Genomic DNA, 22,545 nt, shown 5'->3' on the forward strand with positions numbered 1-22,545 from the left:
GTCTATAAATACAATCTTTTAGGTCTAATTTAGATGATATTTACACATGCTGATGTGCTTAAACCCGACTATTGTCGTGCTATTTCTCTATTAAGATTAGGTTAAGAATAATGCAACGGATCGTCAGACTATTAAACGGTTTGTGAATTATTGATGGAGATCAGTCATGGCACAGTCATACAGCGAAAAAGCCCAAAAAATATTAACGATATTCTTATGTTTCTGGGTCGCATTTTTTGAAGGTTTTGATCTTCAAGCTCCCGGGATTGCGGCGAAAGGAATTGCAGCAAGCTTTGGTTTAGATCAAATCCAAATGGGCTATGTATTTAGTCTGGGTGTCTTTGGAATGCTGTTTGGCGCATTCTTTGGCGGACGTATTGCAGATTATCTAGGACAAAAGAAAGTCCTAATGCTTTCTGTGACTATTTTTGGTCTGTTCATGTCGTTGACTGCAATTGCGCCAAGCATCGAAGTTTTATATGCAGCGCGTTTCTTTACTGGTTTGGGTTTAGGTGCGGCAATGCCAACCATGATTTCAGTCGTCGGTGATGAAGCAACGGAAGCCAACCGTGGCAAGCTAAATAGTCTGATGTATTGTGGTTTGCCGGTAGGGGCGATCTTTGTTGCCGGTCTGGCCATGTTGCTTCCGGAGATTCAATGGCAAACCTTGTTCCTGATTGGGGGATTAACGCCTTTAGCACTGATTCCATTGATGGCATTTATTCTTAAAGATAAGCCTAAAGTGAATGCGGAAGTACCGGTTTCTGGCGAAGCTGTGCCGGGAATGGCTGAGGTGTTGTTCAAGCAGCGACAGTATAAAAATACAGTGCCTCTTTGGGTTGGCTTCTTTTTTACCTTGATGATCAATTATATTTTGATTAGCTGGTTGCCAAATTTACTTATGGAACAAGGTTTGCAGAAACAGCAGGCATTTTTGGTGATGTTGGTGTTCCAGGTGGGCGCTGTCATTGGAACCCTAAGCCTGGGTTATTTACTGGACCGTTTAAAGCTCTGGCAAATGGCAACCATCATTTATAGTGGCTTGTTTGTTGCCTTGGTATTGTTATTCACCACAACTTCTATTCCGTTATTAATTTTGGCGGGAGTCATGGGTGGTATTTTCTCTACAGGTGGTCAATCTATTCTGTATGGGATCTCACCAATTTTTTATTCAGGCGCAGGCAAAGTGACAGGTGTGGGGAGTGCGATCTCTCTAGGGCGTTTAGGAGCGATGACTGGACCATTATTAACTGGAAAAATTCTGGCATTGGGTTTGGGCACCACGGGTATTCTTGTGGCAAGTTTGCCAGCAGTGGTCGTATCGGTAGCTGTCACCGCACTATCACGTTATAAGGCTACTCATAAGTAATAGATTATTGAGATCTATCAATACAAAAAGGGAATCTGAAAATTCCCTTTTTTATCGTCGAGACTTTTAATTGAATAAAGTCAGTCCATAAAATTTGCTAAAATATACGAATAGCAAACAGATTGATTTTTATATGGCTTATCAACTTATTCCACTCTCGATTCAGGCCACCGATAATATTGCTTGTCCGCATTGTCAGCACAACGTGATTGATTGGGCAGAAGAGCAATATGTGCAACCTTGTGAACATACCCTGTTTATTGCCATGGATATTGGCTTTGAATATATGACCGATGAATTCGAGCACAGCATGCCGCGTTCTGTAGATGATCTGCATGCCAATGATGATCAGGTGAATATGCTGGATGAAATCACCCAAGCGACTTATTCAAATTATGTGATCTATAAGTCTGATCTGGGCATAGATGGGTATTTCCGCTATGTGGGTTTTACTGCATAAATTATCATTAACAAAAAAGCGCCAATCGGCGCTTTTTTATATGGAAAGATTAACTTTCTATTTCTTCTTCGATTTCATCATCCGTAGTATCCATGCCCAGTTCTTTAAGCTTGCGCGTTAAAGTATTACGACCCCAACCTAAAAGTTCTGCGGCATGACGTTTACGGCCACGGGTTTGTTGCAAGGCTGCATTAATCAAGGTGCGTTCAAACATCGGCGTCGCAACATCCAGAAGTTTCATTTCACCGTTTTTGAGTTTCTGCATCGCCCATTGACCCAGTAATTCATCCCAGTGATGCGGTGCGATCTGGTTCAGCGTTGGAATTGGCGCGCCCGGATCCTGCTGATGAATTGGAATCTGTTTTAGTTCAGGTGGCAAGTCTTCAGGATAGACTTCACGGCCTGTGATCATTACTGTCAGCCAGCGACAGGTATTTTCAAGTTGACGTACGTTACCTTGCCACGGCAATTTTTGCATATATTCCTGGGTTTCAGGACGCAAAATCTTTGGATTGACCCCAAGTTCCTTTCCGGCACGCGCCAGAAAATGCTGCGCCAGCATCGGAATATCTTCACTGCGATGTGCCAGTTTTGGAATATGAATACGAATTACATTCAGTCGATGATACAAGTCTTCACGGAAGCGACCCTCATGAACCAGTTTTTCCAGATCCTGATGTGTCGCTGCCACGATACGCACATCGACCTTAACCGGAATATGACCGCCAACTCGGTAAAATTCACCATCTGCGAGTACACGCAGTAAACGGGTCTGGGTCTCAAATGGCATATCGCCAATTTCATCTAAAAACAGCGTGCCGCCATTGGCCTGTTCAAAACGACCCTGACGTTGGGTGTTGGCACCGGTAAATGCCCCTTTTTCATGGCCGAACAGTTCAGTTTCGATCAGGTCTTTTGGAATCGCCGCCATATTGAGCGCAATAAAAGGTTTGGCACTACGTGGTGAATGACGATGCAAGGCATGAGCCACCAGTTCTTTACCCGTACCCGATTCACCATTAATCAATACGGTAATGTGCGATTGAGACAAACGGCCAATGGCTCGGAACACTTCCTGCATGGCAGGTGACTCACCAATAATCTCTGTAGATTGAATCGGCGGGGCAGTCTTTGCGGACTCCTGCTGCTGCAGCTTGGTGATATGTAAAATTGCACGATTTACCAGCGCCAGTGCTTCATCAATATCAAAAGGCTTAGGCAGATATTCAAAAGCACCAGTTTGATAACTGGATACAGCCGACTCCAAGTCTGAATGCGCCGTCATAATAATCACAGGCAAGTCAGGATAATTGTGTTTGACCTTGCCCAGGAAGGTAAGACCATCAATCCCAGGCATACGGATGTCGGTCAGAATCACATCGGGTGCTTCCAGACTCAGTTGATCCAGTGCAGATTGTGCTTCTTCAAAACTGGTAACATCCAGACCTTCTTCTTTAAAGGTCTTTTCCAGTACCCAGCGCATGGCGCGATCGTCATCAATCACCCATATTTTATTTCGCGACATGATTCGACTCCCAAGGTAAATATAAGCTAAAGACGGTTTTTCCAGCCACGGACTGACACTCGATCATGCCGTTGTGCTGATGAATAATATTTTGAGCAATACTGAGGCCCAGTCCGGTCCCTTTGGCACGGCTGGTGACCAGCGGATAAAACACCGATTCGATAATCTCTTCCGGCACACCTGGGCCATTGTCTTCAATATCAATCCGTACCACAGAGCGGTGAATCACCCCGTTAATAGTAAAAAGACGCTGGATCCGGGTTCTTAAAATCAGTTCCGGTTGATGTTCGACAAAGAATTCCTTGTTTTCGGTCATGGCCTGTACGGCATTGGCGCAAATATTCAAAATGACCTGAATCAATTGGTCACGGTCTGCCAGAACTTCCGGTAAGGACAAGTCGTAATCCCGGATAATCTTGATTTTCTTTTTGGTCTGGTTGGCAATCAGTGAACGTACACGTTCCAATGGTTCATGGACATTGACCAGTTCATAGCTCGGAAGCTGGCGTGAGCCGAGCATGGTATCGGCCAGATTTCTCAGTCGATCCACTTCGCTAATGATAATGTCGGTAAATTCTTTGTATTGTGGATCATTCAAACTACGTGCCAGTAATTGAGTCGCGCCACGAATGCCACCGAGTGGATTTTTGATTTCATGCGCGACACCGCGAATCAGCTGACGCGCTACCTGATGCTGTTGCAGCAGATTTTCTTCGCGTGAAATTTTTAACATGCGATCGCGAGGATTGAGTTCGATGAGCAGTAGCGGATGATAAGGTTTGCCCAGATTTAGCTGAGAAACAGTGTAGTCAACATGAATGTCTTTAAAGTTGACCAGAATAGTGGCTTCGCGGCGTGTATAAGGCTGTCCCGTAGTTAAAGTATTATTCAGGGCTTCTTCGGTATTGAACTCATCTGTCGGGTTTTGCAAAATATTGAGCACGGATGTGCCGCTCGCGCGGAATAAGCTCACATCAAATAAGGCTTCACAGGCAGAATTCAGATAATAAATATTAAGATCGCGGTCTATCAATAAGATACACGTGGTCATATTGTCCACTAAAGCACGATAGTCGATCGGAATAATTTGATCCATTCGCGGGTTTGTTCCTGTATTAAAATGGCGCAATGGCATCTTCATAAAGCAATTTAATCAATTTTAAGTTCTGATTTGATGCAAGATGCACGCCAACTTTTATGACGAGAGATTATTTATTGCGATGAAATGCAGAAATGTGACAGAGCAACACAATTCATCTTAGATATAGCGGATTAAATTGAGGCTGTAAATCTAAAATGATTCATTTTGGTGCATGAGTGGGTATGTTGAATATTTTATGGCAATATTTTAGTGCATGATGCAAAGAGTCAGGTTTTCAACTATTTTTATGATGCGAAAAGACATACAATACGCGCATTCTAGTAGAGCGAAAATTCATGAAGTCCCCCAAAGTCGGTTTTGTATCTTTAGGTTGTCCTAAGGCATTGGTAGATTCTGAACGTATTTTAACCCAGTTAAAGACTGAAGGTTATGACGTCGCTTCGGATTATGACGGTGCTGATTTAGTTGTAGTAAATACCTGTGGTTTCATTGAATCCGCAGTGCAAGAATCGCTCGATGCGATTGGTGAGGCGATGAGCGCGAATGGTCGCGTGATCGTAACAGGTTGTCTAGGTAAAGACGAAGACAAGATTCGCCAAATGCATCCCAATGTCCTGAAAGTGACAGGTGCAGCGGCATATAAAGAAGTTATGGATGCGGTTCATCAATACGTACCTGAGCCGCCAAAACACAATCCATTTATTGATCTGGTTCCAGAGCAAGGCATCCGCCTGACGCCAAAACACTATGCTTATCTGAAAATATCTGAAGGCTGCAACCATCGTTGTACCTTCTGTATTATTCCAAGCATGCGTGGCGATCTGGTTTCACGTCCAGTCGGTTCTGTGCTTGATGAAGCTGCAGCGCTGAAACGTGCCGGTGTAAAAGAAGTACTCGTCATCTCCCAGGATACTTCTGCTTATGGCCTGGACACGAAATACAAGCTAGATTTCTGGAATGGCCAGCCGGTTAAAACCAAATTCTATGACATGTGTGAAGCATTAGGTCAGTTGGGAATCTGGGTGCGTTTGCACTATGTTTACCCGTATCCGCATGTGGATGCTGTGATTGACCTGATGGCACAAGGTAAAATCCTGCCTTATCTGGATATTCCATTCCAGCACGCGAGTCCAAAAATTCTCAAACTGATGAAACGCCCTGCGCACAGTGAAAATACACTGGAGCGTTTGAAAATCTGGCGCGAGAAATGTCCTGATCTGGTGTTGCGTTCAACATTTGTGGTGGGCTTCCCGGGTGAAACTGAAGAAGACTTCCAGATGTTACTGGACTGGCTGAAAGAAGCCCAGCTGGATCGTGTGGGATGTTTTACCTATTCGCCAGTTGAAGGTGCGACAGCAAATGATTTGCCAGATCACGTTCCTGAAGAAATTAAACAAGAGCGTTATGAGCGTTTCATGCAGGTTCAGCAAGAAATCTCGGCAGCCAAACTCCAAAAACGTATCGGTCAGACCATGACTGTGCTGGTAGATGACCTGGAAGATGAATTCCCGGTAGCGGTTGCGCGTTCTTATGCAGATGCACCTGAAATTGATGGTAATGTTTTTGTTGAAGATATCGATAAAAGCGTCATCAAGGCGGGGGATTTACTTGAAGTCGAAATTACTGATGCAGATGAATACGATCTGTATGCAAAACTCATTTCAGTCAAGTCTGCTTAAGATTTTGAATTAAAAAAATTTAAATTGAATACTTTGGAGTTTGATGATGTTGGATTCTAAAAAGCCACGCTTTGGTCGCATCCTGTTAAAGCTTTCTGGTGAAGCGCTGGCAGGCAATAAAGACATGGGGATCGATGCACAAGTGCTCGATCAGATGTCACTTTCTATTGCGCACCTCGTGGGTTTAGGCGTACAAGTAGGTATTGTTGTGGGTGGTGGTAACCTGTATCGCGGTAGCCAGCTACAAAAAGATGGTCTAGTTGGTCGTGTAACTGGCGACCAGATGGGTATGCTAGCAACAGTCATGAACGGTTTGGCACTTCGCGACGCTTTGGTGCGCCGTAATATTAAAACCCGTTTAATGTCTGCATTGCCAATTGGTGCCGTGGTTGAGTCTTACTCAAGCCGTGATGCAATCCGTCACCTGACTCAGGGTGAAGTGTGTGTATTCGTGGCAGGTACAGGTAATCCGTTCTTTACGACAGATACAGCTGCCTGTTTACGTGGTATTGAAATCGAATCAGACTTGATCTTGAAAGCGACCAAAGTTGATGGCGTATATAATAAAGATCCAAGCAAATATGATGATGCGGTTAAATATGACACATTGACTTTTGACCAAGTTCTGGACGAAAAGCTGGGTGTGATGGACTTAACTGCAATCTGTTTATGTCGTGATCACAATGTGCCGCTACAAGTATTCGATATGAATAAATCTGGCGCATTGCTTTCCGTTGTGATGGGTGAAAAAGAAGGGACTCACGTTACCAATTAATGACGTGAGCACCAAAGCACTTTATACTACACGCTAATTTAGTAATAACCTCTTTTCAAGAATTAAGTAAGGAAGATCATATGATTAACGATCTTAAAAAAGACAGCGAAGACCGTATGAACAAAACTCTAGAATCTCTAGAGCATGGTTTTGCAAAAGTTCGTACCGGTCGTGCGCATCCATCAATTTTAAATAACGTGATGGTTTCTTACTATGGTTCAGACGTTCCATTGAACCAGGTGGCAAACGTAGGTGTTGAAGATTCACGTACTTTGTTAATCCAGCCTTTCGAACGTTCAATGGTTTCTGCAATTGATAAAGCGATTCGTGAATCTGACTTGGGTCTGAACCCAATTACAGCAGATGCGATTCGTGTACCGATGGCTGCGTTGACTGAAGAAACGCGTCGTGACATGCAAAAAGTTGCGCGTAATGAAGCAGAAAATGCCAAAGTAGCGATCCGTAACATCCGTCGTGATGTATTGGGCGATATCAAGGCTTTGTTGAAAGAAAAAGAAATTTCTGAAGACGAAGAGCGTCGTGCTGCTGACGAAATCCAGAAAATTACTGACAAATTTGTTGCTGAAGTTGACAAGCGCTTGGCTGCGAAAGAAGCTGAATTGATGAAGGTCTAATTCATCGATGACCGTTGCTGAAGAAAATCCCCGTCTTCCGAAACATGTTGCCATCATCATGGATGGCAACAATCGTTTTGCCAAAAAAAATCAGATGCAGAAAGGTGATGGACACCGGGAAGGAAAAACGGTTCTAGATCCGATTGTTGAACACTGTAAAAAAAGAAATATCCAGGCTTTAACTGTATTTGCCTTTTCCAGTGAGAACTGGAATCGTCCACAGTTCGAAGTTGAATTGCTCATGAAATTGCTGGTAGACACCATTCATGAACAATTACCCCGCATGGAAAAATTCAATATTGCCTTACGTTTTATCGGTGATCGCAGCCGTTTGTCCCCAGAATTACAGGGGCTTATGTTGCATGCCGAAGAAAGGACTGCTAATTTCAATAGTATGACACTCACTATTGCAATCAGTTATGGTGGTATGTGGGATATGGCACAAGCTGCACAGCGAATTGCCAGCGATGTTTTAACAAATAAATTAGATCTTGATGCAATTAATACTGATGTATTTGGTCAATATGTCAGCCTTGGTGATTTACCTGCAGTTGATCTGCTGATTCGTACGGGTGGGGACTTCCGTCTGTCGAATTTCCTGTTGTGGCAGGCAGCCTATGCAGAGCTGTATTTCACTGAGACGCTATGGCCAGAATTTACCGTTGAAGAACTTGATGATGCACTTGCCGTATTTGGCGGGCGTGAACGTCGTTTTGGTAAAACATCAGAACAGATTCATCAGGAAAAACTTGAGAATTAATACATGTTTGAGCGGATTATAACCGCATTGGTGTTGGTAGCAGTTGTACTGAGCTGTATGTTTGCTACTGAATCACATTATCCAATGTTTGTATTGATGGTTCTTGCTGCTGGGGTGGCCGGTTATGAGTGGTTCAAACTCATGCCGCGAAAATTTAAATATGTCATCAAACCTGTTGCTTGGGGATATGGAGTGCTCACTGCAGCACTTTCAGCTTTGGCATTGTATTTTGCCGAAGTTGCCTTATTGTTATGGGTGGCTTCTATAATTACCTGGTTGCTCAGCATTTACTGGGTTAAAACCTATCCTGAATATGATGGCTGGTACAACGCCAGCCTGCACGGAATCGGCGTAGTTCTGATCTCTGCTGCGGTTACTGCAATTTTCTCTGTCTGGCAAAGTTCACCGTGGTGGCTGATGTACCTGTTTTTACTGGTATGGGGCGCAGATAGTGGTGCATATTTTGTGGGTCGTAAATTTGGCAAGAAAAAGCTGGCGCCGAATGTTAGTCCTAATAAATCCGTAGAAGGGCTGTATGGCGGTATCGTTACTTCAATGCTGATCGTGACGGCAGTTGCCTTGCTTTATCTGGATATGACCTGGCCAGAACTGATTTTATTTCTGATTCTATCTGTCGTTACAGTATTTAGTTCGGTACTGGGTGACCTGTTTGAATCCATGATCAAACGTCGTGCCGGTATTAAGGATTCAGGTCGAATTTTGCCAGGACATGGCGGAGTACTGGATCGTATTGATTCTTTGCTTGCTGCAGCTCCAATCTTTGCAGCAGGTATGGCTGTTTTAAAACTTATTGGTGTAGATTTATAAATGTCACAAGCAGTTTGTATACTGGGTGCTACAGGTTCCATTGGTCAAAGTACTTTAAAAATCTTGCAGCGACATCCTGAAGCATACTCGGTTTTTGCTGTGACCGCGCAAAGTCGTATCGAGGAGCTGGTTGAAATTTGCCGGCAATACTGTCCTAAAGTGGTGGTGGTGCCGGCTGAAAAAGTAGATGAACTTTCAAAACTACTTCAGCAACACCATTTATCTGATATTGAAATTCTGCAAGATGAAGCCGGTTTAATCGCTGTGGCTGAACACGCGGATGTTGATATCGTTATGGCGGCAATTGTCGGTGCTGCAGGCTTGTTGCCGACATTGGCTGCAGTGAAAGCGGGTAAACGCGTACTGCTGGCCAATAAAGAAGCCTTGGTGATGTCAGGTGACATCATGATGCAGGCAGCGCGCGATCATGGTGCCTTATTGCTTCCCGTTGACTCCGAACATAACGCGATTTTCCAATGTCTGCCACCGCATTATTTTGAGGCAGAGCGTCATGGCAAGCCCAAACTGGGTGTATCCCAGATTCTGCTGACCGCGTCGGGTGGGCCGTTTCTGAACCACAGCATACAGCAACTTGAAGAGGTCACACCTGCCCAAGCTTGCAAGCATCCTAACTGGTCCATGGGTCAAAAAATTTCAGTCGATTCTGCTACCTTGATGAATAAAGGTTTAGAATTGATCGAAGCCTGCCATTTTTTTGCAGTTCAAGAACAATTTGTTACAGTTGTTGTGCATCCACAGAGTATTATTCACTCCATGGTTCAATACGTTGATGGTTCGACTTTGGCACAAATGGGTAATCCAGATATGGGCACGCCTATTGCACATGCTTTGGCATGGCCTGAGCGTATTAGTACGCATGTGGCGCCACTGGATCTGTTTATGCATTCACAACTTAATTTTCAAGAACCGGATATGCTCCGTTTCCCTGCATTAAAACTGGCCCGTCAGGCCATGCAGAGTGGCGGAATTGCACCTACGATTTTAAATGCGGCCAATGAAATTGCAGTTGCTGCATTTTTAAATCAACAGATCAGATTTACCCAAATTCCTCAGGTAGTTGAGCATGTCCTAAATCAGATGGACAATCAACCTGCACATGATCTGGAGGCTATCTTGCAAGCAGATCAAATGGCACGAGGTTTATCACAGCAATACGTTGTGAGTAAAGGAAGTTAAGATATGAATGCCTTGTTTATGATTGCCGCAGCAATTCTCTTACTCGGTCCCTTAATTGCGATTCACGAGTTCGGTCACTATATTGTGGCGCGTAAACTGGGCGTTAAAGTATTGGTCTATTCCATTGGATTTGGGCCAACATTATTAAAATGGACCTCGAAAAAATCCGGAATTCAGTATCAATTGTCTGCCTTGCCTTTGGGTGGCTACGTCAAGATGCTGGATGAACGCGAAGGTAATGTCTCTGAAGAGGACTTACCCAAAGCCTTCAATCGTCAGCATCCGTGGAAACGAATCGCCATCGTGGCAGCGGGACCATTAATCAACCTGATTTTTGCAGTTCTTCTATTCTGGGTGTTATTTTTACCGGCACAAGAACAGCTCAATACCCGTGTAGGCAAAATTTTACCAAATACGCCTGCTGCAACCGTACAAATGCAGCCGGGCGACAAAATTGTAGCTGTGGATGGTACTCAGGTGGAAACCTGGGAAAAACTCAGTTATGTCTTGGTGGATCGTGTTGGTGAAACTGGTGTGGTTTCTATTCAGGCAGATCGCGCTGGTGAAAACAAATTGTTCCAGTTGCCGATTCAAAACTATTTAAAAGATCAAAGTCAATCGCCACTAGAAAGCCTGGGTTTCTTGCCTTATCGGCCAGAAATTCCGGCAGTGATCAGCAAACTGAGTGAAGATGGTGCAGCCATCCGTCAAGGTTTGAAAGAAGGCGACAAGATTCTGGCCATTGACGGCGTTCAGATGAAAGACTGGTTTGATGTGGTGCAGGTGGTACAGGCATCTCCAGAAAAATTACTCAAAATGGATGTACTACGCGAAAATCAGGTGGTTCAGCTGGAAGTCATGCCACAAGGTAAACGTGACAATATGGGCAATGTGACTGGTATGCTGGGCGTACAAAGCGATCCGGGTAAACTGAACATTCCTGCAGAATATAAACAGACCATTCATTACTCGCCAGGCGAAGCACTGGTAATGGCATTTGATAAAACAGCACATTTATCTTCGATGATTCTGAACTCGATTGTCAAAATGGTACGTGGTCTGATTGGCCTGGATAATTTATCAGGTCCAATTACTATTGCCAAAGTGGCAGGACAAAGCGCAGAAATGGGCTGGGAAACTTTTATTTCCTTTATGGCGCTAATGAGTGTAAGTTTAGGAATATTAAATCTACTGCCTATTCCAATGCTTGATGGCGGACATCTGGTTTACTATTTTGTTGAATTAATTCGTGGTAAACCTGTTTCCGAACAAATACAATTGGTTGGGTTAAAAATTGGTATGGTACTGCTCGGCAGTATGATGCTTCTGGCATTATTTAATGATTTTATGCGTTTATAACAACGTAAATGGAATAAATTAACAGCGGAAAAGACTGGCATGCAGCACACACATTTATTTATGCCTCTGGCACTCGTTAGTGCAATGGCAGTAGCACAACAAGTATATGCAGCAGATGAATTCATTGTACAAGATATAAAATTTGATGGATTAGTACGTTTAACTCCTGACAATGTGTATGGCCTAGTGCCAATTAACAGTGGTGATCGGGTCAATGATCCAATCATTGCCAATGCAATTCGTAGCATGTATGCATCAGGCCTGTTTGATGACATTAAAGCCGTTCAGCAGGGCAATACCTTGGTTTTCCAAGTGGTTGAACGCCCGGTCATTTCAAAAATCGAATTGAAAGGCAATAAGTTGATTCCTAAGGAAGCACTTGAGGAAGGCCTGAAAAAAATGGGTCTGGCTGAAGGTGAAGTTCTGAAAAAATCAGCGCTGCAAACTATTGAAACTGAACTTGAACAGCAATACATGCAGCAAGGTCGTTATGATGCCGATATTACGGTCACCACGACGCCTCGACCAAATAACCGTGTTGAATTGCTAATTGATTTTATTGAAGGTAAAGCGGCCAAAGTTTTTGATATCAATATTATCGGGAATACCGTATTTAAAGAATCTGATATCAAGCAGGCCTTTGCAGTAAAAGAAAGTGGCTGGAGTTCAGTCATTTCGCGTAATGACCGTTATGCACGTGAAAAGATGGCGGCAAGTCTTGAAGCTTTGCGTGCCATGTATCTGAATCGCGGTTACATCAACTTTAATATTACCAATTCCAGTCTGAACTTGAGTGAAGATAAAAAGAATGTCTTCATCGAAGTATCTGTGGATGAAGGTGAGCAATTTAAATTTGGTCAAACCAAATATTTAGGTGACGCGCTTTATAAGACTGAAGAATTACAGGCTTTACAAATTTTCAAAGAAGGCGAAATTTATTCGCAGGAAAAAGTCAACGCGGTTAAGCAGTTATTGCAGCGTAAGTATGGTAATGCAGGTTATTACTATGCAGAAGTCAATATTGTTCCTCAAATTAACAACGAAACCAAACTGGTTGATCTAAATTATTATATTAATCCGGGTCAGCAAGTCACGGTGCGACGTATTAATTTCACTGGTAATACGAAAACTGCAGATGAAGTATTACGTCGTGAAATGCGCCAAATGGAAGGTGCGCTTGCCAGTAATGAAAAAATTGACTTGTCTAAGGTCCGTCTGGAACGTACCGGGTTCTTTAAAACTGTCGATATCAAACCTGCACGTATTCCGGGTGCGCCAGATCAGGTGGACTTGAATGTTGCCGTTGAAGAGCAGCATTCAGGGACCAGTACTCTTGCAGTTGGTTTCTCGCAAAGCGGTGGTGTAACTTTCCAGGCAGGTTTAAGCCAGACTAACTTCCTGGGTACAGGTAATAGTGTTTCAATCGATTTGTCGCGTTCTGAAACGCAAGATTACTATAACTTGAGTGTGATGGACCCATACTTCACCATTGATGGTGTGCGTCGCGGCTATAACATGTACTACCGTAAAACCAAGCTGGATGATGACTATAACGTCAACAACTATGTAACGGACAGTTTTGGTGGTGGGATTAACTTTGGTTATCCAATTGACGAAAACCAAAGTGTTAGCCTAGGCCTGAATATTGATCAGACTGATGTAACCACTGGGCCTTATGTTTCTACTTATGTTGCGGATTATCTAGAACGCAATGGTGGTAAAGAGACACGAAGCGGTGAATATTGCCCGGCTCAAATTGAGACACTGACAGGTAATTGTGTTGATGAAAATGGTAATCCAGTTAATACAACCACCTATGGTCAAGAATTTAAAGGTGAGTTTTTTACCTATAACCTGAACTTAGGTTGGTCATATAATACTTTAAACCGCCCAATGTTCCCTACAAATGGTATGTCACATCGAATCAATGGTGAAATTGCATTGCCAGGCAGTGATGTCGAATATCAGAAAGTCACTTATGATGCTCAGGCATTCTTCCCATTAGGCAAGGATTTTGTTCTGCGCGGTTATGGTAAGTTGGGTTATGGTAATGACCTACCATTCTACAAGAATTTCTATGCCGGTGGTTTTGGCTCAGTTCGTGGTTATGAAAACAGTACATTGGGGCCTAAATATCCGGGTGTATATTTCTCTGATATTAGCCAAACTGATCCATCTCCTGAAGAGGTAGGTGGTAATGCACTAGTTCAATTCGGTACCGAACTAGTACTTCCGGTACCATTCAAAGGGGATTGGGCACGTCAGGTTCGTCCAGTCATCTTTGCTGAAGGTGCGCAAGTGTTTGATACCCAGTGTGATGTATCAAATGAAAATATTTTCGTTAATGGCACTTCGGTAAATGGAAAGCAGTACTGTAAAGATAACTTCGGTTTCGATGCAGATAATATGCGCTATAGCGTGGGTGCAGGTTTCACCTGGATCACCATGATTGGCCCATTGTCTCTCAGCTATGCTTATCCGTTGAATAAAAAAGACGGTGATGATACTAAAAACATCCAGTTCGAAATTGGACGTACTTTCTAAAATCGTTTTGACCTAGAAACTAAATTTTGCTCATAAAGCCTGCAGGTTTTGTGAGCAAATTTTTTTGAATGAGTAAGAATATGAAAAAAATGATTATGGCAATGAGCCTGGCTTTGGCAAGTGTTGCTCCTTTGACTCAAGCGGCTAGCATGGGGGTAATTGACTTGGAGCGTGTGGTTGAAGGTAGTACCTATCTAAAACAACAAAACACGATATTTCAGCAAAAAATTCAGCCACAAACCACTAAAATTGAACAACTCAGCAAAGAGCTGGAAGCTTTGCAGCAACGTGCTCAATCCAACACTAAGCTCAGTGAGACTGAAAAACAGAAAATGTCTGCGGAATATCAGGCTAAGTTGCAAGAATTGAATCAGTTACAACAGTCTGTACAGACTAATGTTCAAAGCTCGATTCAGCAGATCCGAATTGTATTTGATGCACGTGTGAAGCAAATTGCTGAACAATTGCGTAGAGAAAACAACCTGGATGTAGTTTTAAATAAAAATTCAGCACTTGCTTATGATGCTAAATATGATTTAACTGATAAAATGATTCAAAAGGTTAATGCAATTAAATAATCAATGAATCATCAAAAGCTTCAGTTAGCTGATCTCGCTCGCCTGGTTCAGGGCGAGTGCATAGGTCAGACAGATTTACGTTTGAGTGCTTTGGCCAGTCTTGAACAGGCAACCTCACAAGATCTTGCATTTGTGAATGCCGATAAATATGTAGAGCAGGCCAATCAAAGTCAGGCAGGTGCTTTAATTGTCACGGCTGAACTAAAACAACAGATAACTTCACATCAAAACTTTATTGTTGTGGCAAATCCCTATCTGGCTTTTGCGATTTTGACGCATGTCTTTGAGAGAAAACATCGCCAGCGCGGCATTGAAAGTACTGCTCAAATTCACCCGTCGGCAATGATCGCGGACGATGCTTATATTGGTCATTATGTGGTGATTGGTGAGCATTGTGTCGTGGGTGCGAATACGATTGTTCAGGCGCATGTGCAGATCGATGATGATGTCGAGATCGGTCAGGACTGTTTTATTGACTCACATGTGACCCTCACCGGCGCAGCAAAAATTGGTAATCGGGTGCGTATTCATGCTAATAGCGTGATTGGCAGCGAAGGGTTTGGTTTTGCACCTTATCAAGGTAAATGGCACCGTATTGCGCAATTAGGTTCTGTACGCATTGAGGATGATGTGCGTATTGGGTCAAATTGTAGCGTAGACTGTGGTGCACTGGATGATACGATTTTGCAACAGGGTGTTATTATTGATAATCTTGTGCAAATCGCGCATAACGTTAAAATTGGTGCACATACCGCGATTGCTGCAAAAACTGCCGTTGCAGGAAGTGTTTCAATTGGCAAAAACTGTATCATTGGTGGTGCCTCTGCGATTTCTGGACACTTGAATATTGCCGATAATGTGACGTTGACCGGAATGTCAATGGTGACAAATAATATTTCTGAAGCTGGAAAATATTCATCCGGGATTGGTCTGTTTGAAAACCAGAAATGGAAACGTACCGTGGTTCGCCTCAGACAATTAGCAGATGTGCCATTGACCCAGGTGATCAAACGACTAGATCATATGCAATCTCAGATTGAGTCCATTGAATCAACATTTAAGTTGCGTAAATAATTATGATGACAGAGTCGAATTTGCCTACATTCACGAAGCCTGAATTGCCAATGAATATTCAAAAGATTCGTGAATATTTGCCCCATCGCTATCCATTTTTATTGGTTGATCGCGTAGTCGAGATTACCGAGAATGGCATTGTTGGTTATAAAAACGTCTCAATTAATGAAGAGTTTTTACAAGGCCATTTTCCGAATTATCCAATTATGCCAGGTGTACTGATTGTTGAGGCACTGGCACAAATCTCTGGAATTCTGGGTTTTGTGATGAATAACGAAGTACCAAGTGAAGGTTCTTTGTTCCTGTTTGCCGGTGCGGAAAAAGTTAGATTTAAAAAACAGGTGGTTGCAGGTGACCAATTGGTTTTAAAATCTGAATTAGTGATGCAAAAGCGGGGCATTTACAAATATAATTGTATTGCCACTGTAGATGGCGTCGTCGCAACAACCGCGGAAATTATGGTTTCGCATCAAAAAGTCGAGCAGGCATGAGCAATAATCCCCTTATTCATCCAACTGCCATTATTGACCCATCAGCAGTCATTGCTGCTGATGTAGAAATTGGCCCATATTGTATTATCGGGCCAAATGTCACTATTGGTGCGGGTAGCAAACTTCATTCACACGTGGTGGTGGGTGGCTATACGCGTATAGGTGAATATAATGAAATTTTCCAGTTCGCCAGTGTAGGTGAGGTGTGTCAGGATCTTAAGTATGCCGGTGAAGAAACCTGGCTTGAGATTGGCGATCACAACAAGATTCGTGAGCATTGCAGTCTGCATCGTGGCACGGTTCAGGACCAGAGCCTGACCAAGATCGGTAGTCATAACCTGCTCATGGTGAATACGCATATTGCACATGACTGTATGGTCGGAGATTATAATATCTTTGCTAATAACGTCGGTGTGGCTGGACATGTCCATGTCGGGGACTACGTCGTCATTGGCGGAAACTCGGGCATTCATCAGTTCTGTAAGATTGATTCTTATAGCATGATTGGTGGGGCATCACTGATTCTGAAAGATGTACCGGCCTATGTAATGGTTTCAGGTAATCCTGCGCATGCATTTGCCATGAATATTGAAGGTATGCGTCGTAAAGGCTGGTCAAAGACAGTGATTAGCGGTTTACGTGATGCCTTTAAACTGATTTATAAATCAGGTTTAACAACTCAGGAAGCAATCGAGCAGATCCGTACAGGAATTTTGCCGGAAGTGGCTGAAGTACAGCGTCTCATTGATTCTCTTGAACAGTCGAAGCGCGGTATTGTGCGCTAAAAGTTTAAGATAATAAAAAAGACACCTTATTTAAGGTGTCTTTTTTATTTTGGGAACTTCTATTTTACTTAAGAAATTTAATTTCCTCAGCTTTCGGATAATTCTTCAATAGCTTTGTTTTGTATTGCGATGCAAGCGTAGTATTCTTTTCAACATCTTTGCTGATGTTATAAAGCTGATACAGGGCAGTGGAGGCTTTCGCAGAATTTGGGTAACGGTCAACGACAATCAGATAATTACGTTTCGCTTCAGTAAATTTTGGCGGGTCAATCGCCAGATTGAATTCCGCTAACCAGAAATAGGCATTGCTGATATAAGCGCTATTCGGATTGTTTTTAATAAAGTTTTGCATCGGTGCAATGGCTTTGGCTGCACCGCCATTTTTATAAGCATCTAAAGCCACGGTATAAGCTGCTTTTTCCAGCTCAGCAGGTTGCTGTCCGCTGCTTGCTGTATTAACCTTATTTTCGCTTAGGCTGGGTGCAGTATCCTGTGGGTTTTCCTCCGTTGGATTGTCCTCAGCAGGTTCAATTTTTTGTTGCAATAGTTCAAGGCGCTGATCAAGATCGGCATAACGATTGGTCAGTTCATTCTTGAGCCGTTCAATCTCATTTTCCTGTTCTTCCATTTTACCGCGCAAAATCCGCAGGTCATTTTCGAGTTGCTGGTTCTTTTGCATGATTTGCCAGCTGGTATTGGTTTGAACTGCTGGAGTTGCACCAGCCGCAATTGCTGCTGGGGTATTTACTGTGGTTTGATTCGTAGCTTGACTCAAGCCACGCGATTCAATCGGAATATTGGCAAATAGAGGCGTGGTAAAGAGTGCTGTCACTGCACACAATACGGTCTTTTTAAACATCATAAAATTTCCATAATTCTTTGTGAGATGCGGATCCGCTGCTCATCTTTTCAAAGTAGATCATTCATATACATTGCACACATTAAAAACGGCATTTTTAGAAAATGCAACAAGGTTTTACAAAGATCATGTGAATCTGAGTGTTGATGGATTGATTGTGAAGATCCCTTAAAAATCAGCAGAAATATCAATATTGTTTTTAAAATAATCAAACGGATAGCTTGAGGGATTATTTTGCGGAACAAGGCTTGCAACTTGATTAAAAATCTCTATACTCTGTTTTTGTAATGGTAGCCCTGCTGGTTACTTCGCAATTGTACTCTATGAACCCCGCCAGGACCGGAAGGTAGCAACGGTAATAGAACTATGATGTGCCGGAGCTTTGCTGGTAGGGTTGCCACCATATTCTTATTATAATAACAATGCGAATTCGCAGTTTTCTATTCTCAAATATCATTCCTTTTTCAATGTCATCAAACAGCACTATCTTATTATTTTAATGATTCAGATCATTATTATTTTATGTCGTGCTTTATTTTGCAGCTAATATTGGATAAATAACCAATATACTTATACGTGCATTAAGACTTTCAAAGAAGATAAGAATTAATCTTCTGCTTTACGGTTAATCGCCTTGATAATCGCATCCATTTCAAAACCACGATACATTAGAAAACGGATCTGTTTGGCTTTGAGCTTCAGGTCTTCACTGACCTCAGTCCCATATTTTTTGACTTTTAGTTCATAGGCTTGTTGAACCCAGTCGGTTTCTTTGAGTTCTTCTGAAATCAGAGCAATATCAATCTTTTTGCTCTTGAGTTTCATTTTAATTTGATTGGGGCCTTTGCCTTTACGCTTTTGACTCGACAACATGGTTTCCGCCACGCGCTGATCACTTTGATAGTTCTCACGAGACAGTTCTTCCACTAAGTTAATGACTTCATCACGATGTTCTGCATAGAGTGCTAATTTCTCTATCAGTTCGGCTTTGGAATATTCCTTGCGCGTCATTACCGCAAAGGCATAAGAACGTAAGCGTGAGCCTGTCAGTCCCGGTTTCTTCTCATCCTGAGTTGGGGTAGAGGAAAACAAACGTTCTTCAGGATCAAATTCAGGAGCGTCTTGGATCGCACTTTTTGCAGGTTGAGCTTGATCTTCAGTATCACCAAATTGCTGTTTTAAAGTTTCATAATCGAGCAGTTTGCTGAATTTCGCGTCTGACATGATTCTCTCGGATTTTAGATTCCCTATATAATAACAAAACGCCCCGGAGGGCGCTGTGTATTGACGTTTAAAGATGATGCATCTAATAAGATCATGCATCTAAAAAGTCAGGTTCTTCCTTGCTATCGTCTTCTTCAACAACCACTGCTTTAGTCAGAAGCTGGTCACGAATCAGTTTTTCAATCGTCTGAGCCATTTCTTTATGCTCTTCCAGATAACGGATGGTGTTGTTCTTACCCTGGCCAATTTTGTCGCCTTGATAAGAATACCACGCACCAGCTTTCTGCACGATTTCTTGCTGTACAGCAAGGTCGATCAATTCACCTAGATGGTTAACACCTTTGCCATAAAGAATCTGGAATAAAGCTTCTTTAAACGGAGGCGCCATTTTGTTTTTCACGACTTTGACTTTGGTTTCAGAACCAACAATCTCGTCACCTTCTTTCACTTGGCCAATACGACGGATGTCCAAGCGAACAGAGGCATAGAATTTCAGTGCATTACCACCGGTTGTGGTTTCCGGGCTACCAAACATGACGCCAATCTTCATACGAATCTGGTTAATGAAGATCACCATACAGTTTGAGCGTTTGGCATTACCGGTAATTTTACGCAGTGCCTGGCTCATCAAACGGGCTTGCAGACCCATATGCGAGTCACCCATTTCGCCTTCAATTTCGGCACGTGGTGTCAATGCAGCAACAGAATCGACAACGATCATGTCGATCGCGCCAGAACGTACCAGCATGTCTGCAATTTCAAGTGCCTGTTCACCGTGATCCGGTTGCGATACCAGCAGATTGTCGATATCTACGCCAAGTTTGCGCGCATATTGAGGATCAAGTGCGTGTTCCGCATCGATAAATGCACACGTACCGCCTGCTTTCTGACACTCTGCAATTGCTTGCAATGTCATTGTGGTTTTACCTGAAGATTCAGGACCATAGATCTCGACGATACGACCTTTAGGTAAACCACCAATACCGAGTGCGATATCCAGCGTTAAAGAACCTGTAGACACGGCTTCAACTGCCTGAACGGTATTGTCACCAAGACGCATAACTGTATTTTTACCAAACTGTTTTTCAATCTGGCTTAAGGCAGCGTTGAGCGCCTTGTTTTTATTCTCATCCATCTTACAACCTCAATACGATGTCACTAAGTTAGTACTCAAGTGGATGTCTTAAATTAGAGCTTTGTTCCACAGGTGTATAGTGACAGAATTTTCCCTAGTGTTCTATAAAAGTCAGCGCATGTACGACATATTCTGACGCTTAAATTTATTCGTCATTATAGGACCATGACTGATCGAAATTCTGACTATTTTCATTTTTAAATCTACTGATGTCACGACGATCTTTCTTGCTTGGACGATGGTCGGGACGAGCTAGATTATGCAACTTTCTTTGTGACGTAATCAATTCCCGGCGCGCAATACTGACTTCGGTTTCTTCATACAGTTTTTGTGCCACGGGTGCAGGTCCACGAACATCAGAAAGTTCCTTAACCAGCACGGTTTTTTTGTCGATGCCTTGTTGAATCGTCAGTTCCATACCAACACGGACTTCGCGCGATACCTTGACACGTTCACCATTGTGATGGACTTTGCCACCTTCAATCGCATGTTTGGCAATCGAGCGGGTTTTAAAAAACCGTGCTGCCCACAGCCATTTGTCTATACGCATGCCTACCGCATCTTCGGGTAAAGACGATTTACGCATATTTTTTTTCTACCTCAGCCTGATTTAAATGAGTGATTAAATCTGTTAATTGGTGCAGCATCGGGTAATTACAAGTCTGACGTGCTAGTTTGGCTGAAGAGGGCTGCTGGATGCTGAACAGGTTCTGAATGCCATAGGCTTGAGCCCCATTCAGGACTTTTTCAGTATCATCAATAAAATAAGCATGTGCAGGATCAAATGGATGCAGTTCATTCAGGCCTTGCCAGAACTCGATAAATTCTTTGGCATGTCCGATCGTTTCTGAGCTGACGATGACATCGAAATAATCTCTTAAATTCAAATGATCCAGTTTAAATGCTAGACCCGCACAGTCAGCATTGGTGGCCAGCCAGATTGGATAGCCATTATTTTTAAGATAATCGAGCAATTCGAGACAATGAGGGCGCAAGGCGACTTTATCTTTATGTTCAATTTGCATCGCCAGAACATCGACTTCGACTTTAGCCGTCCAGAAGCGTGAAGAGTACCAGTTTAAGGTATGATTATGTTCCTGATAGAATGCATAGAGTGTCGCCTGGCTGTGTTCCAGGCTACAGCCATGTGTGGCAGCATAACGCACAGGCAATAACTCGTTCCAGATGAAATCATCGTAGGCAAGATCAAGTAAAGTACCATCCATATCGAAAATTATGGTAGGTTTTTCAGAGCATTTTGACATATTTAGGTTTTCTATGTTTAAAGCAACAGCAGCACCACAAGATCCAATGATTTTGCAGTTTGTGCCCATTTTGACACAAGCCTGTGAAATTTTGCGAGAAGAATATCAGCGTTATTGTTCTGGTGCGGCTTTTGATGTCATCAAAAAAAATGATAATTCTCCGGTGACTCAGGCAGATTTTCGGGTCGATACTTATCTGACCCAAGCTTTGGCAGAGATTTCAAGTTTGCCTTTATTGTCTGAAGAAGGACAGGAACATGAACGCCGCTCATGGTCAGAATTCTGGTTACTGGATCCGCTAGATGGTACCAAGGAATTTCTGCACCAGCGCCCCGAATTTACCATTAATTTGAGTCTAGTCAGAGGCAGTTTGACCACTTTTGCCATATTGGCGGTTCCGGAGCAGCAACTGATTTATTTCTGTCCTGAGCAGGGCTTGCCTTATAAATATGATATCCAAAAGATGACATGGTTTGCTTATGAAATGCTTGAAACTACTAAAACGATTGCTGTGGGATTGAGCCAAAGTAGTCAGCAGAAACCAAAATATCTGGAGTATTTGCAAAGTTTGGCCAAGCTCACGGACTACACAGAGTTTAAAGCGGGCAGCGCTTATAAATTTTGCATGATGCTGGAAGATCAGGTCGATATCTATCCACGCTTTCATCCGACCTCGGAATGGGATACCAGCGCTGGTCAATGTATGCTCGAACGGATTGGTGGTGGCCTGGTCGATTTAGAAGGCCGTCCATTTATTTATAATCATCGGGATACCTTGCTGAATGGTGGATTCATTGCCTATAAAAATAATGATATGAAAATTATTGCATTGCAGGCGGTGTCTGACATGCAGGCCGAGCATTGAGCAAAATTCTGAGCGTGTTATAGTGGTACTTAACCT

Annotated in this window: 22 protein-coding genes and 1 other RNA gene; 16 read left to right on the top strand and 7 right to left on the bottom strand. The window is 42.9% G+C overall.

What is annotated here, in order from left to right:
- The first annotated feature begins 166 nt into the window (after window positions 1-166).
- On the top strand, window positions 167-1,369 hold the full coding sequence (mhpT, locus tag AC13CK_RS09305) for a 3-(3-hydroxy-phenyl)propionate transporter MhpT (RefSeq protein ID WP_482831121.1): 1,203 nt from the start codon (window positions 167-169) through the stop codon (window positions 1,367-1,369).
- Between the two features lie 133 nt (window positions 1,370-1,502).
- The gene (locus tag AC13CK_RS09310) at window positions 1,503-1,829 is read left to right on the top strand and encodes a hypothetical protein (RefSeq protein WP_195724821.1); all 327 of its coding nucleotides are present in this window, start codon (window positions 1,503-1,505) and stop codon (window positions 1,827-1,829) included.
- Window positions 1,830-1,878: 49 nt separating this feature from the next.
- Here AC13CK_RS09310 and glnG read toward each other — a convergent pair whose 3' ends face one another.
- Together glnG and glnL are read right to left on the bottom strand one after the other, a co-directional pair.
- Window positions 1,879-3,354 (bottom strand): nitrogen regulation protein NR(I), encoded by a 1,476-nt coding sequence (glnG, locus tag AC13CK_RS09315; RefSeq protein WP_482831122.1) that lies wholly within the window; start codon window positions 3,352-3,354, stop codon window positions 1,879-1,881.
- The gene (gene glnL / locus AC13CK_RS09320) at window positions 3,341-4,450 is read right to left on the bottom strand and encodes a nitrogen regulation protein NR(II) (protein WP_004646711.1); all 1,110 of its coding nucleotides are present in this window, start codon (window positions 4,448-4,450) and stop codon (window positions 3,341-3,343) included. Before glnL ends, glnG begins: the two co-directional genes overlap by 14 nt.
- A 341-nt stretch (window positions 4,451-4,791) precedes the next feature.
- On the opposite strand from glnL, the gene rimO reads away from it, so the two are divergent.
- From rimO to lpxA, 12 genes are all read left to right on the top strand, one after another.
- Entirely contained in the window at window positions 4,792-6,135 is a 1,344-nt protein-coding gene (rimO, locus tag AC13CK_RS09325) for a 30S ribosomal protein S12 methylthiotransferase RimO (protein WP_004646712.1), read from the top strand.
- 46 nt (window positions 6,136-6,181) lie between these two features.
- Complete coding sequence (gene pyrH, locus AC13CK_RS09330) at window positions 6,182-6,910, top strand: UMP kinase (RefSeq protein WP_004279886.1); 729 nt, start codon at window positions 6,182-6,184, stop codon at window positions 6,908-6,910.
- A gap of 80 nt (window positions 6,911-6,990) precedes the next feature.
- Window positions 6,991-7,545, top strand: a complete 555-nt coding sequence (gene frr / locus AC13CK_RS09335) for a ribosome recycling factor (RefSeq protein ID WP_004279885.1) — start codon at window positions 6,991-6,993, stop codon at window positions 7,543-7,545.
- A gap of 7 nt (window positions 7,546-7,552) precedes the next feature.
- On the top strand, window positions 7,553-8,305 hold the full coding sequence (gene uppS / locus AC13CK_RS09340) for a polyprenyl diphosphate synthase (protein ID WP_004646714.1): 753 nt from the start codon (window positions 7,553-7,555) through the stop codon (window positions 8,303-8,305).
- Between the two features lie 3 nt (window positions 8,306-8,308).
- Window positions 8,309-9,133, top strand: a complete 825-nt coding sequence (locus AC13CK_RS09345) for a phosphatidate cytidylyltransferase (RefSeq protein ID WP_004646715.1) — start codon at window positions 8,309-8,311, stop codon at window positions 9,131-9,133.
- Window positions 9,134-10,330, top strand: a complete 1,197-nt coding sequence (ispC, locus tag AC13CK_RS09350) for a 1-deoxy-D-xylulose-5-phosphate reductoisomerase (RefSeq protein WP_482831123.1) — start codon at window positions 9,134-9,136, stop codon at window positions 10,328-10,330.
- Window positions 10,331-10,333: 3 nt separating this feature from the next.
- Window positions 10,334-11,689, top strand: coding sequence for an RIP metalloprotease RseP (rseP, locus tag AC13CK_RS09355; protein WP_425878233.1), 1,356 nt, complete (start codon window positions 10,334-10,336; stop codon window positions 11,687-11,689).
- Between the two features lie 39 nt (window positions 11,690-11,728).
- The gene (gene bamA, locus AC13CK_RS09360) at window positions 11,729-14,233 is read left to right on the top strand and encodes an outer membrane protein assembly factor BamA (protein ID WP_311203472.1); all 2,505 of its coding nucleotides are present in this window, start codon (window positions 11,729-11,731) and stop codon (window positions 14,231-14,233) included.
- Between the two features lie 80 nt (window positions 14,234-14,313).
- Complete coding sequence (locus tag AC13CK_RS09365; RefSeq protein ID WP_191112430.1) at window positions 14,314-14,811, top strand: OmpH/Skp family outer membrane protein; 498 nt, start codon at window positions 14,314-14,316, stop codon at window positions 14,809-14,811.
- A gap of 3 nt (window positions 14,812-14,814) precedes the next feature.
- Window positions 14,815-15,885: a UDP-3-O-(3-hydroxymyristoyl)glucosamine N-acyltransferase gene (lpxD, locus tag AC13CK_RS09370; protein WP_425878236.1), complete on the top strand. Its 1,071-nt coding sequence runs from the start codon at window positions 14,815-14,817 to the stop codon at window positions 15,883-15,885.
- A gap of 5 nt (window positions 15,886-15,890) precedes the next feature.
- Window positions 15,891-16,376, top strand: coding sequence for a 3-hydroxyacyl-ACP dehydratase FabZ (gene fabZ, locus AC13CK_RS09375; RefSeq protein ID WP_425878583.1), 486 nt, complete (start codon window positions 15,891-15,893; stop codon window positions 16,374-16,376).
- Window positions 16,373-17,161, top strand: coding sequence for an acyl-ACP--UDP-N-acetylglucosamine O-acyltransferase (gene lpxA, locus AC13CK_RS09380; protein ID WP_004279876.1), 789 nt, complete (start codon window positions 16,373-16,375; stop codon window positions 17,159-17,161). Before fabZ ends, lpxA begins: the two co-directional genes overlap by 4 nt.
- A 64-nt stretch (window positions 17,162-17,225) precedes the next feature.
- Here the strand turns inward: lpxA and AC13CK_RS09385 are convergent, their stop codons facing one another.
- Window positions 17,226-18,023 (bottom strand): tol-pal system YbgF family protein, encoded by a 798-nt coding sequence (locus tag AC13CK_RS09385; protein WP_425878239.1) that lies wholly within the window; start codon window positions 18,021-18,023, stop codon window positions 17,226-17,228.
- A gap of 294 nt (window positions 18,024-18,317) precedes the next feature.
- Here AC13CK_RS09385 and ffs point away from each other — a divergent pair.
- Window positions 18,318-18,414, top strand: an RNA gene (gene ffs / locus AC13CK_RS09390) — signal recognition particle sRNA small type.
- A 212-nt stretch (window positions 18,415-18,626) separates the two neighbouring features.
- On the opposite strand, the gene AC13CK_RS09395 is transcribed toward ffs, so the two are convergent.
- The 4 genes from AC13CK_RS09395 to AC13CK_RS09410 form a co-directional block, all read right to left on the bottom strand.
- Window positions 18,627-19,244: a regulatory protein RecX gene (locus AC13CK_RS09395; protein WP_482831124.1), complete on the bottom strand. Its 618-nt coding sequence runs from the start codon at window positions 19,242-19,244 to the stop codon at window positions 18,627-18,629.
- A gap of 91 nt (window positions 19,245-19,335) precedes the next feature.
- The gene (gene recA / locus AC13CK_RS09400) at window positions 19,336-20,379 is read right to left on the bottom strand and encodes a recombinase RecA (protein WP_004279873.1); all 1,044 of its coding nucleotides are present in this window, start codon (window positions 20,377-20,379) and stop codon (window positions 19,336-19,338) included.
- 145 nt (window positions 20,380-20,524) lie between these two features.
- A complete protein-coding gene (locus AC13CK_RS09405; RefSeq protein WP_005246619.1) occupies window positions 20,525-20,965 on the bottom strand; it encodes an RNA-binding S4 domain-containing protein in 441 nt (146 codons plus the stop codon).
- A complete protein-coding gene (locus AC13CK_RS09410; RefSeq protein WP_482831125.1) occupies window positions 20,958-21,644 on the bottom strand; it encodes an HAD-IA family hydrolase in 687 nt (228 codons plus the stop codon). The genes AC13CK_RS09405 and AC13CK_RS09410 overlap by 8 nt, the downstream gene beginning before the upstream one ends.
- 13 nt (window positions 21,645-21,657) lie before the next feature.
- Here AC13CK_RS09410 and AC13CK_RS09415 point away from each other — a divergent pair, with 13 nt between their 5' ends.
- Entirely contained in the window at window positions 21,658-22,509 is an 852-nt protein-coding gene (locus AC13CK_RS09415; protein WP_312327309.1) for a 3'(2'),5'-bisphosphate nucleotidase CysQ family protein, read from the top strand.
- Window positions 22,510-22,545: the final 36 nt, after the last annotated feature.

The organism is Acinetobacter sp. L-24, assembly GCF_056857555.1.